Below are 13,747 nucleotides of genomic sequence, written 5' to 3'. Positions count from 1 at the left end.
CTAGAAGGAAGGGGCGGGGCCCCGGTCGAGAACCCGAAAAGGGTTTTCCCGGAGCCCCGCCCCTTTTCTCATGCCCAAAAACGGGCAGGCCGGAATAGACGGCCCGCCGCGCTCAATCCGGCCGGCGCAGCAAATACGTATCCATGATCCATCCGTGTCGCTCCCTAGCCGCGGCGCGCGTCTCCCGGATCTTCGCCGCCAACGCGTCGTCCAACGGCCCCGACAGCAGAATCTCGTCCGGAGTCCCGACGTACGCGCCCCAATAGATCCACAAGCCCTGACCTGCGTACTGATCGAAGGTCGTGTGCGCGTCGAGCAGTACGAAAACGTCGTCCGCATCACTCGGCCAGCCGTCCGCCAGCCGGCGACCCGTCGTGAGCTGCACGGCACGGCCGATCTGGTTCATCGTCGTCCGATGCCGCGCCACCAATGCGGAGATGCTGCTGATCCCCGGCACGACCTCGTACTCGAACGCCACGTTCCCGCGCGCCAGCACGGCTTCGATCAACGCGATGGTGCTGTCGTACAGCGCCGGATCGCCCCAGACGAGAAACGCGCCGGTCTCGCCGTCGGCCAGCTCGTCGCGGATCAGCCGCTCGTAGACGTCGGTGCGGAGCTGGTGCCAGTCGGCGACCGCGGTGCGGTAGTCGGCGGGCGTCCGGTCGCGATCCGGGTCCTTCGCGCTCACCACGCGGTACCCCGGCCGGTTCACAAACCGCTCCAGGATTTCCTGGCGCAGCTGCACCAGGTCGGCTTTCGCGCTGCCCTTGTCGAGCACGAAGAACACGTCGACGCGATTGAGCCGGTCAACGGCCTGCACCGTGAGGTGTTCCGGGTCGCCGGCGCCGATCCCGATCGCATAGATCTTCCGCATCCGTGCAGTCTCTCCCGGCGGGTAACCGGGTTCACGCGAGGGTCCCCTGGCATGCCGCTACCCCCTAGGGGTATAAAGGAGGCGTAGTAGAGAGCACGATAGGGAGTGTGGCGATGACTGAAGCGACTTACACCGTCGAGGGCATGACGTGCGGGCACTGCGTGGGATCGGTGAAAGAGGAGGTAGGCGGGCTGGCCGGCGTGCAGGCAGTCGACGTCGACCTCGCCACCGGCGCAGTGAAGGTCACCAGTGCAGAGCCGCTTTCGCGCGAGGCCGTCGAGGCTGCCGTCGCTGAGGCCGGCTACCAGGTCGTCGCGTAAAAAGGAGTGACATGAGCACCACGACACCAGCCCCCGTGCAGTCAGTCGAACTCGCCATTGGCGGGATGACCTGCGCGTCGTGCGCTGCTCGGGTCGAGCGGAAGCTCAACAAGGTCGAGGGCGTCACCGCGAGCGTCAACTACGCGACTGAGAAGGCGCACGTCGAATACCCCTCCACCGTTTCGGTCGACGAGTTGGTGGGCGTCGTCGAAGCGACCGGCTACACCGCGCAGGCGCCGGAGCCGAAGAAGCCGGAAGAGCCCGAGCAGGACGAGACGCGGCCGCTGCGCGACCGGCTCCTCTACTCGGCGATCCTCACGGTGCCGGTGATCGTGCTGGCGATGGTCCCCGCGCTGCAGTTCACGAACTGGCAGTGGCTGTCGCTCACGCTCGCCGCACCGGTCGTGGTCTGGGGAGCATGGCCGTTCCACCGCGCCGCGTGGACCAACCTGCGGCACGGCGCGGCGACGATGGACACGCTGATCTCGCTCGGCGTCTCGGCCGCCACGCTGTGGTCGCTGTACGCGCTGTTCTTCGGGATGGCGGGGATGCCCGGCATGCGGCACGGCTTCGAGTTCAGCGTCTCCGGCGGTTCGGGGACCGACAACATCTACCTCGAGGTCGCGGCGGGCGTCACCACGTTCATCCTGGCCGGGCGCTATTTCGAGGCGCGGTCGAAGCGTCGCTCCGGTGCCGCGCTCCGGGCCCTGCTCGAACTCGGTGCGAAGGACGTGACGGTCCTGCGTGACGGTCGTGAGCAGCGGATTCCGGTGGAGCAGCTGCGCGTCGGGGACACGTTCGTGGTGCGTCCGGGCGAGAAGATCGCTACGGACGGTGTGGTTACCGAGGGTAGTTCGGCCGTCGACGTCAGCATGATCACCGGGGAATCCGTGCCGGTCGAGGTCGCGGTAGGTGACGGCGTGACTGGAGCGACGGTGAACGTCGGCGGCCGAATCGCGGTGCGGGCGACCCGGGTCGGCGCGGACACCCAGCTCGCGCAGATGGCCCGGCTCGTCGAGGAAGCGCAGAACGGCAAGGCCGCGGTGCAGCGGCTGGCCGACCGCGTCTCGGCAGTGTTCGTGCCGATCGTGCTGGTGCTGGCTCTGGGGACGTTGATCACCTGGCTGCTGACCAGCGGAAACGCCACCGAGGCGTTCACCGCGGCGGTCGCCGTGCTGATCATCGCCTGCCCGTGCGCACTGGGCTTGGCGACGCCGACCGCGCTGCTGGTCGGCACCGGGCGGGGCGCGCAGCTCGGGATCCTCATCAAGGGACCGGAGGTGCTCGAGTCCACCCGCCGGGTCGACACCGTGGTGCTCGACAAGACCGGGACCGTCACGACCGGGCGAATGAGCCTGGTGGACGTCCACGTCGGAGAAGGCGTCACGGAACGCGAACTGCTGCGCTACGCGGGGGCGGTCGAGCACGCTTCGGAGCACCCGATCGCGAAAGCGATCGCGGACGGTGCTCGCGAGCGAATCGGTGACCTCCCGTCGGTGACAGAGTTCCGGAACACCGAGGGCCTGGGCGTCACCGGCCTCGTGGAAGGCACTGGGGTCCTCGCCGGCCGTGCCGCGTTCCTGGCCGACTGGAGCGTCAAGATCGACGACCGGCTCGCTGAGGCCAAGGCCGCCGCGGAAGAACAAGGCGCGACGGCAGTCTTCGTCGCGTGGGACGGCGTCGCACGGGGTGTGCTGGTGGTCGCGGACACGATCAAGCCGACCTCAGCGCAGGCCGTCGCCGAACTGCGCGCGCTTGGCCTGCAGCCAGTGCTGCTGACCGGCGACAACGCTGGCGCGGCGCGGGCGATCGCAGATGCCGCGGGCATCACCGAGGTGGTGGCCGAGGTGCTGCCCGAGGAAAAGGTGGCCGTGGTGAAGCGCCTGCAGGGCGAAGGCCGGGTGGTGGCCATGGTCGGCGACGGCGTCAACGACGCGGCCGCGCTCGCCCAAGCCGACCTCGGCCTGGCCATGGGCACCGGAACGGACGCAGCGATCGAAGCCGGCGACCTCACCCTGGTCCGAGGAGACCTGCGAGCAGCAGTCGACGCGATCCGCCTCGCCCGGCGCACACTAGGCACGATCAAGGGGAACCTGTTCTGGGCGTTCGCGTACAACGTCGCGGCACTGCCGCTGGCCGCGTTCGGCCTGCTCAACCCCATGATCGCAGGCGCGGCGATGGCCTTCTCGTCGGTGTTCGTGGTGTCGAACAGCCTACGGCTGCGCAGGTTCCGGGCGGCGTGATTCACCAGTAAACGGGCCAGCAGCGGGATTTCCCGCCGCTGGCCCGTTTCGTATCTGCTTCAGGAACGCACCAGCCGAGCGATCGCGTCCGACGCCTCGCGCACCTTGAGGTCCGCTTCCTCCCCGCCCGCGGCCGCGGCCTGGACGACGCAGGTCGCCAGGTGCTCGTCGAGCAGTTCCAGTGAGAAGGACTGCAACGCCTTCGTCGCCGCGGACACCTGGGTCAGAATGTCGATGCAGTACTTGTCTTCCTCGACCATGCGCTGCAGCCCGCGGATCTGCCCCTCGATCCGGCGAAGGCGCTTGAGGTAGGCCTCTCGTTCACTGCCGTAGCCGGTCATCGCACATCGTCCCTTTTTCTCGGCATCCCCGTTGGTTCACCGTCGAGTATACCCACCCGGCGTATCCGGGGCGGTGCGTCGGCGGGGTGGGGTGGGGATGGCCGCGGTTATGACGGGATGGCCGCGGGTTCGCGCCGTCGCAGATTGGCGACCGAGGCTGGTGACGCGAGCGCTGTTGGCCCGGTGGGGATGACTGATGTTGTCCGGTGGGGTGACCTTGGCTTTCGTGACGAAGGGCAGTTGGCGTGGGCCGTCTGGGTGCTGCCCGACCGGTGGCGGCGGCCTCGGTGACCTGCCGCTGCCCGGCGTGAGTCGGTTCGGGGGACACCGCCCAACCGGTCGCAGTGGCCTCGATAACCGCGGCAGTCCGGCGTGAGTCGGTTCGAGGCGCGGCTCAACTGGTCGCGGCGACCTCGACAACCGGCGGCTGCCCGACGCGAGCTGGTTCGGGGGCGCCGTTCAACCGGTGGCGGTGGCTTCGGCGGCCCGCGGCGGTCCGATGTGAGTCGGTTTGGGGGCGCCGTTCAACCGGTGGCGGTGGCCTCGGTGACTCGCGGTGGTCCGATGTGAGTCGGTTTGGGGGCACCACTCAACCGGTGGCGGTGACGTCGATAACCCGGGCAGTCCGACGTGAGTTGGTTCGGCGACACCGCTCAACCGGTCGCACTGACCTCGGTGACCTCGGGGATGTCGCTGAGCGCGGAGGTCCGGCGCTGGTTCGGCACGGGCGTGCCGTCCGGGGCGAGGTCGGCGTTCGCGGTGGCCAGCAGTTCGCGGGCACCGCGCAGCGCGGCCTTCACCCGTTGCTGGACGGCGGTGAGTTCGGCGACTCGTCGTTCGGCTTCGGCGACGATTTGGGCGGCGTGGTCGGTGGCTTGGCGGACATGTGCGTCGGCTTCGGCGCGTGCGGCGGCGGTGCGGTCGGCGATTTCGCGGAGTGCGTCGGTGCGGCGGTCGGCCAGTGTGCGGGTGAGGTGTTCTTCGAGCCTGCGGCGTTCCTTCGCCGCGGCTTCGTCGGCGGCCTTGCGTTCTTCGACCGCGCGGCGCAGCAGATCCTCGTGTTCTCGCCGCTGTTGCTCGCGATCCGCGGAGACTGCCTCGACGAGCGCGCGTTCCTTTTCGGTGAGACGGACGGCTTCCGCCTTGGCGTCGGCGATGATCCGCGCGGCGGTCTCCTCGGCACGGGCGGTGATCTCCGCGGCTTCCTCGCGCGTCAGCTCGACCATCCGCCGGGAACGTTCCTGCAATGCGTCCGGTGCGATGGGGGTGCGGCTGATCCGGTCGACCGTCTCGCGCAGTTCTCGATTGCGCTCGGCGAGTTCGGCCGCTTGCTGTGCCGCGGCGTCGCGTTCCGCGGCCAGCCGCTGGAATTCCGCCTCGACCCACGTCACGAATTCTTCGACCTGGCCGCGCTGATAGCCACGCCATGCCGAGTCAAAGGACGGCCGGACGGACAGCAGGTCCTCGCCACCGCCGGGGGCCATGCTCTCACCTCCCATTTGGATGGTTTCTCCCCGGCGCTCGTTTTTCTTGCCGCGCCGGGGTTTCCGCACTGCCTCCAGTGTGCCTGAAGTCCGCCGATCCGGGGGAGCCTGGGGCGGGTCAATCTTCGAGCGGATCTTCCGTGCCCGTCGCGGTGCTTCGCACGCCCGGCAATTCGGCCAGTTCCGCGGTGAGTTCGGGAAGATCGCCGCGCCCCTGCAACAGCAATGTGACGACCGCGATCCGTTGTCCCTCTTCGGAAACCGTTTCGCGGTCGACCGCCACCCGGTGGACGGCCCAGCCCCGATCGGTGCAAGTGGCGAGCACGGCACGCAGCACGCCGTGCCCGTCGGCATAACTCAACCGGAGGATCGGCGGCTGCCGCCGATGCCGCGCGACAAACCGGGAAAGCGGCGGGAATCCGCGAGTGATCACCACGAGTCCGGCGGTCGTCGCGACGGCGAGCACCGGAAGCCCGGCACCGCACGCGACTCCGACCGCCGCGGCGAGCCAGACGGTCGCGGCCGTGGTGAGCCCGCGCACCGCGTCGCGGCGCACGAAGATCAGCCCGCCGCCGACGAACCCGATGCCGGACACGATCTGCGCGGCGATCCGCGACGGGTCGAGCGCCACGTGCTCGATGCCGAGCAAATCGGCGAACCCGTACTTCGACACCAGCATGAACACCGCCGACCCGACGCCGACCAGCGTGTGCGTGCGCAGGCCGGCCTGCTTGTTGCCGACCTCGCGCTCGATGCCGATCACCGTGCTCAGCAGCAGGGCGAGCAGGACCGGCGGCAGCAGTTCCCACTGTTCGCCGGTCGACCAAAGAGCATGCACAGACGTACCTCCTCGCCTGTCACTGTGCCCGGCCTCCGGAGAGCCCGCGCGCCCGCCCCGGCGAGCACGCCTAAGCTCGGGCAATGGCCCGTTACTTCGACGTGCACCCGCAGAACCCGCAGCGCCGCGCCCTCGCCCAAGTGGTCGATCTGCTGCGCGACGACGGGCTCATCGCCTACCCGACCGACTCGTGCTTCGCGCTCGGCTGCCGCATCGGCAATCAGGAGGGGATGGAACGGATCCGCACCATCCGCAAACTCGACCACCGGCACCACTTCACGCTCGTCTGCCAGGACTTCGCCCAGCTCGGCCAGTTCGTGCACATCGACAACGCGGTGTTCCGGGCCATCAAGGCCAGCACCCCCGGCGCGTACACGTTCATCCTCCCGGCCACCAAGGAAGTCCCGCGGCGGCTGCTGCACGCCAAGAAGAAGACCGTCGGCGTGCGGATCCCCGACCACGTGGTGACCCAGGAACTGCTCGGCGAGCTGGGCGAGCCGATCCTGTCGAGCACGCTGCTGCTGCCCGATTCCGGCGAACCGCTCACCCAGGGCTGGGAGATCAAGGAAGAACTCGACCACGTGCTGGACGCCGTCATCGACTCCGGCGACTGCGGCGTGGAACCCACCACGGTGATCGACTTCTCCTCCGGCGAGGCGGAGGTCGTGCGGCATGGGGCGGGAGACCCGTCCCGGTTCGAGTGAGCAGGGTGATCATCGGTTTCTTGCCTCCTGACGGGGTCTTGGCTTGACGTGACAGTCGCCGACCTGAGCTGCGCACGGCGACAGCTGCTGACGACTGCTTGACGCGACCGCAGTTCCTCTCTTGCCTCCGAGCGCAACATCGGCTGATGCCACGGGCTGTGAGCGCACGAGCAGACGGACTCGGATGCGACTGGACGGGCAGGTTGCTGGCGGTTCTCCTCCTAACGCAGGGTTGCTGACGGTCTTCGCGGCACAAGACACCGAGCGCCTCGGCGGTGAGCAGCGCAATACGGGGTGGCGCACGTCCGGCTTGAACTGTCGCCGGTCGCGTCCCTCCCCGCCGGGCCGGGCCGTGAGAGTGCGGGCTGGCACGATGACACGGCTCGAGCTGAGCGGGGGAGAGACGGCAGCGGATCGCGCCCGGCCGGTGCCGAAGCGGGCTGGCAGGCAACCGGCACCCGGACGTCCGCGCGTTCAGATGTGTCCGATCACAGCTCCTTTCTCGCATTGATTTCGGGCGAATCCGGTGCGCGGGGCGGGCGAACCCGGGCACCGTCGACGAGGTCACACGGTTGCCTCCACCGGGGTACCGAGCAGGCGGGACAGGGCGTCGGCGAGCGGGACCTCCGACGTGGAATGCCAGCCGACGACAGCGTCCGGCCGGAGCAAAAGTGCGCCGTCAGCAGGCAATTCCGTCTCGGCCAGCCACGCCTCATCTGATACCGGGACGACGCGGAGACCCAGTTGGCCGGCTTCGGCGGACCAGCGGGCATTGTCCGGCCCGGTGAGCAAGGCGAGTCCGGGTCCCGCCAAGTCCACTGTGGACGTCGTGGCGTCGAGCCAGGCATGCGGCACTCGAGTTCCCGGGCGGCCGGCCGGGTCGTACCGGTCTGTCGGCGCGGGACCGCGTCCGTCCGGGACAAAGGCACCGGCCTCGTACTGCACGCCGAACAGCGCGGCGAGCGGGTCGACTCGCGGCGCGTCCTCGCTGGTGATCGTGGCGAGCATGGTGCCGAGGTGGCCGCTGGCCATGCTGGAGAACTCTGCGGTCGCGTACCCGATCGGGTGCCGCTCGGCGTGGTAGCTGTCGAGCAAATCGGGCGTTGCTGTGCCGGACAGCACGGCGGCGAGCTTCCAGGCGAGGTTCGTTACGTCCGCGATCGCAGTATTCGCGCCGGCGGCGGCCATCGGCGGCATTGCGTGCGCGGCGTCGCCGGCCAGGAAGACCCGGCCGGAGGAGAACCGGTCGGCCACGTACATTCCCGACTCCCAATGCATCCGGCTCAGCACCTCGATCTCGAGGTCCGGCACGCCGACGACCGTGCGCAGCAGGTCGCGCCAGCCGTCCTCGCCCAGGGACTCCGAACCGGGGAAGTCGGCGGTGGAGAACAGCCACCGGTCGGTGCCGTTGACCGAGACGAACGCGCCGGAGGCCGCCGGGTTCTCGATCCGGCACAGGTTGAACGGTTTGTCCCGGATGAGATTTCCGAGGTCCGCGCGGAAGCAGATGTCGAGGTTGTCGGCCAGGTGCCCGTGTCCGCTGCGGGTGATGCCGAGCGCGGTGCGGATGGGGCTGCGCGCACCGTCCGCCGCGATCAGGTAATCCGCGCTGACCTGGTACGGCTCGCCGTCAGCCGGGCGCAGTTCTGCGGTGATTCCGGCGTCGTCCTGCTCGAACGACACCAGTTCGGTGCTGAACCGGACCGCTATGCCGCGCTCGACCGCGGCCTGTCGGAGCACCGGTTCCAGGACGTCCTGCGGGCACAGCACGCTCGGCGCCGGGCTGAGACTGGGCATTTTCGCGTGCTGTTTCAGCCGTTCGCGCACTGAACCGGCGACATCCGGCCAGGTCGCGTCGGCCAGCGTCGTGCCGGAGAGCATTCCGGTGAACGACGCGAGCGGCGCGCTGGCCCGCTCGACCTCGTCCATCAATCCGAGCAGCCGGAACACCTCGGTGCTGCGCGGGTTGAACCGGCGAGCTTTCGGCTGCGGGGACGTGCTGGCGTGCTTCTCCACCAGCACCGGGGCTACCCCTCGCGGTGCAGCAGCAGCGCCGCGGTGAGCCCGGCGATCCCTCCGCCGCAGATCAGAACAGGAATTCGTGCAGTCATCTCATTACCCCCAGGGGCGTGTACGTCGTACATCTTGTGTACGTTGTACAGGACGATGTACTATGTACGCAAGCGGGCTGGAGACAGGGAGATGAATGGGAGATCAAGGGCCGACACCGCCGATTTGGCTGTTGCCTGAGCCGCCGGAGCGCGGCTGGGGCCTCGGACGGATCGACATCGTCAACGCGGCCGTGCGCCTGGCTGACCTTGGCGGCGCGGAGGCGCTCACGATGCGGGCAGTGGCGAAGGAGTTGGGCGCGTCCACTCCGATGTCCCTGTACCGCTACGTGCACAGCAAAGACGGTCTGGTGGACCTGATGCTGGACCTGGCGAACAGCGAGGTGCCCACTCCGGAGGTCCCGGGCGAGGACTGGCGGGGCGAGCTGACCTCGGTCGCGGTCGACACGTGGGCGATGACGAAGCGGCATCCGTGGTACGCGCGGCTCGTGCACCAGCGGCCTCCGGCGGGGCCGAACGCGAGCCGGCGGACTGAGTTCGTGCTGGCGACGTTCGATCGGCTGGGGCAGGACCTCTCGACGGCGCTCGGGTACGCGCGGCTGCTCGACGGGTACGTCACCGGGCAGGCGCTGCAGTGGGCGGAAGAGCGGGCGATGTGGCAGCGCAACGCGTTCGTCGACGTCGTGGACGTGCAGCGGCAGGCGCGGGCTTGGTTCGGCGACGCCGCGGCGGGGAGCGAGCAGTATCCGCTGCTGGTGCGGGTGCTGGAGAGCTTCCTGACCGAACGGCACGATGCTGCTGGGGAGACGGCCGGGGCTGGCGCGGACCGTGCTGGGCCGGACGCGGAGCCGGGTGAGCACGGCCGGGTGGCTGAGGTTGGCCGGGCGGATGCTGGGCCGGGTGCGGAGGTGGTCGAGCCTGGGCAGGTGGCTGAGGCGGGTCGTGATGCGGCTGGTTCTGGTCGGCCGGTCAGGGCGGGCCACGGTGCGGCTGGGTCTGGGCGGGCGGCTGAGGCGGGTCGCGATGGGGCTGGCTCTCGCTGGGCGGCTGAGGCGCGGCGAAACGAGGCTGGCGCTCGGCGCGACGAGGCTGGGGCCGGGCGAGCGGCGGGTTCGGGCCGTGCGGGCGGCGCGGCGGCGGCTTCTGCTGATGCGCGGAAAGTCGCCGAGGCGGCGGCCGAGGACGCGCAGTTCGAGCTAGGGCTCGAGTGTCTGCTCGACGGCATCGCCGCGCGGCTCCGCTAGGTTGGTGCGCCTGGACCGGCTGCTGGGAGGGCGACGTGAAGTTCCTGCTGACGATGCACATGAACCCCGACGTATGGGAGGGACTGAGCGAGGAGACCCGCCAGGAGGTCATGGACGGGCATGCTGACTTCATCGCCAAGATCCGCGCGTCCGGCGAGATGATCAACACGCAGGCGCTCGGCGGGCCGGAGGACAGCGCTGTCGTGCGGGTGCGCGGCGGGGTGCCGGCGGTCACCGACGGCCCGTTCGCGGAGTCGAAGGAGTTCCTCGCCGGGTTCTACCTGGTCGAATGCGCGAATCGGGACCGGGCGCTGGAGGTCGCCGCGATGATTCCGGACGCGGGGATCGACGGGCTCGGCATCGAGGTCCGGCCGGTCGTGTTCTTCGCTGACGCGGAATCGCAGCCCGACCTCGGCTGATGGCGGACGTCGGCGAGGTGCTCCGGCCGCTCGTGCCGCAGGTGCTCGGGACGCTCGTGCGGCGGTACGGGCAGTTCGAGGCGTGCGAGGACGCGGTGCAGGAGGCGCTGGTCGCGGCCGTCGAACAATGGTCGGCGGGCGAGGTGCCGGACAACCCGCGCGCCTGGCTGCTCACGGTCGCCACGCGACGGCTCACCGACCTTTGGCGCAGCGAGAGCGCGCGGCGGCGACGCGAAGAAACCGTTGCGGTGCAGGACGTCGCGCTGACCGCGGTCGTGCCCGGGCCGGAGGACGAACAGCCGCCGGAGCGGGACGACACGCTGACGTTGCTGTTCCTGTGCTGCCATCCGGCGGTCACACCCAGCTCGCAGGTCGCGTTGACGCTGCGTGCGGTCGGCGGGTTGACGACGGCCGAGATCGCGCGCGCGTTCCTCGTGCCGGAGGGCACCATGGCGCGGCGGATCACGCGGGCGAAGGAGAGCATTTCGGCGGCTGGGTCGACCTTCGCCCCGCCGTCCGCCGAGGACTGGCCGGCTCGGCTGCAAGTCGTGTTGCACGTGCTGTACCTGATTTTCAACGAGGGATACACGGCGACGTCGGGCGAGGAACTGCACCGGGCCGAGCTGTCCGAGGAAGCGATCCGGCTGACCCGCGCCGTGCGTGCGTTGCTGCCGGACGACGGCGAGGTCGCCGGACTGCTCGCGCTCATGCTGCTCACCGACGCGCGGCGCCCGGCTCGCACCGGACCCGACGGAGCGCTGACGCCGCTCGCCGAACAGGACCGTCGACAGTGGACGGTGCCGTTGATCGTCGAGGGCCTGGAACTGGTGAACCGGGTGCTGGGCCAAGGTCCGGTGGGGCCGTATCAGGTGCAGGCCGCCATCGCGGCGCTGCATGACCAGGCGACGGGCACCGATTCCACTGACTGGGCGCAGATCCTCGAGCTGTACGGCCTGCTCGAACAACTCGCGCCCGGCCCGGTGACCACGCTCAACCGCGCGATTGCGGTCGCGATGGTCCATGGTCCGGAGAAAGCGTTGGCGCTGCTGGCCACTCTCGAAGACGACGCACGGCTGAAACAGGGCCACCGGCTCGACGCGGTCCGTGCGCATCTGCTCGAACTCGCTGGGGATCCGGCCGGGGCGCACGAGCATTACCTGCGCGCGGCGAAACGGACTAGCAGCATGCCGGAACGCCGGTATCTGCAGGCGAAGGCGGCGAAGCTTCTTCCGCGGCGGGGATAGGGGCCTCGCGGGGCGGGCAGTATGCCGGGACGCCGATGTTCGCGGGCGGAGGCGGTGAGGTCTCTGATTTGGAGGGGTAGGCGGGTTGCCTGGCGAACGGGCGGCCTTGGCGAGCGGGGGTAGCCGGGCGAGTGGCAGCTGGACGAGCGGGGCAGCTGGATGAGCGGGGCGGCTGGGCGAGCGGGGCGGCTGGGCGAGCGGGCAGCCTGGCGAGTGAGTCGGACGAACCAGGTGGTCCGGGGTGGCGTGGGTTCCGGTCAGGCGGCTGGGTTGGTGCGCTCCAGGAGGAACACGCGGATTTCGCGGTGGGCGGCGCGTTCGGCGTAGCGGTCGTAGGCGGGCCAATAGGAGGCGACGGCGTCCCACATTTCCTGGCGTTCGGCGTCCTTCAGGAGGCGACCCTGGACGGGGATGGTGCGGCCGTGGACGGAGACCGTCGCGGTGGGGTGGGACAGGAGGTTCGCGGTCCAGGCTGGGTGGTGTTCGCCGCCCCAGTTGGAGCCGATTACTGCGTAGCCGCCGGAGCGTTCTACGTACAGCAGCGGGACCTGGCGTGGTTCGCCGGTGGTTCGGCCGATGGTGGTGAGCAGGAGGGTGCGCAGTCCGACTGCCGCGCCTACGCCCAGGCGGCCGCCGCTGATGCGGAGGAGCAGGCGGTCGGCGGGCATCATCGCTTGGCCGAAGGCGGCGAAAGCCTTGCTGCGGCCTAGACCGGCGAACATCCTGCGCAGTTCCATGGTTGGCAGCCTACGGGGCTGTGGACGGGGAGCCTGCGGTGGCGAGGCATGGTCAGCCGTCGGGGACGGTGGTGAGGTGCGGCTGGTTGTCGGAGGGGCGGCGGTGGCGAGGTGCCGCCGGGAGTCTGGGAGACGGCGGTGTGGTGCGGCCGGGAGTCTGGGAGACGGCGGTGTGGTGCGGCCGGGAGTCTGGGGGACAGTGGCGATGCGCAGCTGGGTGTTGAAGGGAAGGTGACGAGGCGCAGTCAGGTGCCGGGAGGAAGGTGGGGGAGGCGCAGCCGACAGTCTGGGGACGGTGGTGAGGCGCGTCCGGGGACGGGGTAAGGCGCGGGCCGGGTGTCGGAGGCGCGGCGGCGAAGCACAGCCAGGCACCAGAGGCGCGGCGGTGAAGCGAAGCCCAGAGACACAGCGGCGAGGTGCGACGGCCGCAGCTCCCAAAAGCACCAGCCAGCGGGCAAGAGCACCTAGCCGGGCAACGGAGGGCTAAACCACGCTGGTGGTCAGCTTCAGCAACGCATCCGTAATAGCCGGTACGTGGTCTACCAGGTAGAAATGCCCGCCCGGGTAGGTGGTCAGGGTGAAGTCGCCGCGGGTGTGGGTGGACCAGGCCTGTACGTCCTCGACCGGGGCGTGGGAGTCGGAGTCTCCGGTGTGGGCGTGGATCGGCACGGTGAGCGGGCCTGGGCTGGGGATGTAGGTCTCGATGGCCGTGTAGTCCGCTCGCAGGGCTGGGAGGAACAGTTCTCGCAGTTCCGGGTCGCGCAGGACTCTCGGGTCGGTGCCCGCCAGGCCTTCGATCTCCGACAGCAAACCCTCGTCGCCTCGGAGGTGGACTTGGTCGTTTACCTGGCGGGACGGGGCTCGGCGGCCGGAGATCACTACTGCTTCCGGGGGTGTTCCCCTGGACTCCAGGCGCAGGCCCACCTCGTACGCGAGCGTCGCGCCCATGCTGTGGCCGAAGAGCACTACCGGCAGGTCCAGCCACGCCAGCAGGGCTTGGGTGACTCCGTCGGCTAGCTCTTCGATGGTGCGCAGGGGCGGCTCGGCCATGCGGTCTTGCCTGCCGGGGTATTGCACGGCCAGTACGTCGACGGCGGGGGCCAATGCCTTGGACACCGGGTGGAAGAACGGGGCCGAGCCGCCTGCGTGTGGCAGGCATACCAAACGGGCGGGGGCGTCGTCGGCGGGGTGGAAGCGGCGTAGCCACGGGTCCGTCATGCGGCCGATTTT

Annotated in this window: 13 protein-coding genes; 6 read left to right on the top strand and 7 right to left on the bottom strand. The window is 69.7% G+C overall.

Translation table 11 applies throughout. The annotated features are described in order from the left end of the window. Positions 1-112 precede the first annotated feature (112 nt). Positions 113-874 (bottom strand): precorrin-6A synthase (deacetylating), encoded by a 762-nt coding sequence (gene cobF, locus RPX00_RS47835; protein WP_406636169.1) that lies wholly within the window; start codon positions 872-874, stop codon positions 113-115. Positions 875-987: 113 nt separating this feature from the next. On the opposite strand from cobF, the gene RPX00_RS47830 reads away from it, so the two are divergent. Together RPX00_RS47830 and RPX00_RS47825 are read left to right on the top strand one after the other, a co-directional pair. Continuing rightward, entirely contained in the window at positions 988-1,194 is a 207-nt protein-coding gene (locus RPX00_RS47830; RefSeq protein WP_406636167.1) for a heavy-metal-associated domain-containing protein, read from the top strand. 11 nt (positions 1,195-1,205) lie between these two features. Next, positions 1,206-3,437, top strand: coding sequence for a heavy metal translocating P-type ATPase (locus tag RPX00_RS47825; protein ID WP_406636165.1), 2,232 nt, complete (start codon positions 1,206-1,208; stop codon positions 3,435-3,437). A 59-nt stretch (positions 3,438-3,496) separates the two neighbouring features. Here RPX00_RS47825 and RPX00_RS47820 read toward each other — a convergent pair whose 3' ends face one another. The 3 genes from RPX00_RS47820 to RPX00_RS47810 all read right to left on the bottom strand — a co-directional run bounded on the left by RPX00_RS47820 (position 3,497) and on the right by RPX00_RS47810 (position 6,100). Then, complete coding sequence (locus RPX00_RS47820) at positions 3,497-3,778, bottom strand: metal-sensitive transcriptional regulator (RefSeq protein ID WP_009081418.1); 282 nt, start codon at positions 3,776-3,778, stop codon at positions 3,497-3,499. 653 nt (positions 3,779-4,431) lie between these two features. After that, a complete protein-coding gene (locus RPX00_RS47815; protein WP_406636162.1) occupies positions 4,432-5,262 on the bottom strand; it encodes a DivIVA domain-containing protein in 831 nt (276 codons plus the stop codon). Between the two features lie 118 nt (positions 5,263-5,380). Continuing rightward, on the bottom strand, positions 5,381-6,100 hold the full coding sequence (locus RPX00_RS47810) for an MgtC/SapB family protein (RefSeq protein WP_344282958.1): 720 nt from the start codon (positions 6,098-6,100) through the stop codon (positions 5,381-5,383). An 83-nt stretch (positions 6,101-6,183) separates the two neighbouring features. On the opposite strand from RPX00_RS47810, the gene RPX00_RS47805 reads away from it, so the two are divergent. Further along, positions 6,184-6,804 (top strand): L-threonylcarbamoyladenylate synthase, encoded by a 621-nt coding sequence (locus RPX00_RS47805; protein WP_406636159.1) that lies wholly within the window; start codon positions 6,184-6,186, stop codon positions 6,802-6,804. A 564-nt stretch (positions 6,805-7,368) separates the two neighbouring features. Here RPX00_RS47805 and RPX00_RS47800 read toward each other — a convergent pair. Next, positions 7,369-8,826 carry an FAD-dependent monooxygenase gene (locus RPX00_RS47800; RefSeq protein WP_406636157.1) on the bottom strand — a complete coding sequence of 486 codons (1,458 nt, stop codon included), beginning with the start codon at positions 8,824-8,826 and terminating at the stop codon, positions 7,369-7,371. Positions 8,827-9,010: 184 nt separating this feature from the next. On the opposite strand from RPX00_RS47800, the gene RPX00_RS47795 reads away from it, so the two are divergent. From RPX00_RS47795 to RPX00_RS47785, 3 genes are read left to right on the top strand one after another with little or no spacing between them, the layout of a single operon-like run. Then, complete coding sequence (locus RPX00_RS47795; protein ID WP_406636156.1) at positions 9,011-10,117, top strand: TetR/AcrR family transcriptional regulator; 1,107 nt, start codon at positions 9,011-9,013, stop codon at positions 10,115-10,117. Positions 10,118-10,152: 35 nt separating this feature from the next. Continuing rightward, entirely contained in the window at positions 10,153-10,536 is a 384-nt protein-coding gene (locus tag RPX00_RS47790; RefSeq protein WP_406636154.1) for a YciI family protein, read from the top strand. Further along, on the top strand, positions 10,536-11,780 hold the full coding sequence (locus RPX00_RS47785; protein WP_406636152.1) for an RNA polymerase sigma factor: 1,245 nt from the start codon (positions 10,536-10,538) through the stop codon (positions 11,778-11,780). The genes RPX00_RS47790 and RPX00_RS47785 overlap by 1 nt, the downstream gene beginning before the upstream one ends. A 257-nt stretch (positions 11,781-12,037) precedes the next feature. Here the strand turns inward: RPX00_RS47785 and RPX00_RS47780 are convergent, their stop codons facing one another. Both RPX00_RS47780 and RPX00_RS47775 read right to left on the bottom strand, forming a co-directional pair. After that, positions 12,038-12,517, bottom strand: a complete 480-nt coding sequence (locus RPX00_RS47780) for a nitroreductase family deazaflavin-dependent oxidoreductase (protein ID WP_406636150.1) — start codon at positions 12,515-12,517, stop codon at positions 12,038-12,040. 483 nt (positions 12,518-13,000) lie between these two features. Further along, entirely contained in the window at positions 13,001-13,735 is a 735-nt protein-coding gene (locus RPX00_RS47775) for a thioesterase II family protein (RefSeq protein WP_406636148.1), read from the bottom strand. Positions 13,736-13,747: the final 12 nt, after the last annotated feature.

It is taken from the genome of Amycolatopsis sp. WGS_07 (genome assembly GCF_045278895.1).
In the GTDB taxonomy this organism is placed as follows: Bacteria; Actinomycetota; Actinomycetes; order Mycobacteriales; family Pseudonocardiaceae; genus Amycolatopsis.
The sequence above is the reverse complement of the archived record's forward strand: the minus strand, read 5'-3'. Positions and strand labels throughout refer to the sequence as shown.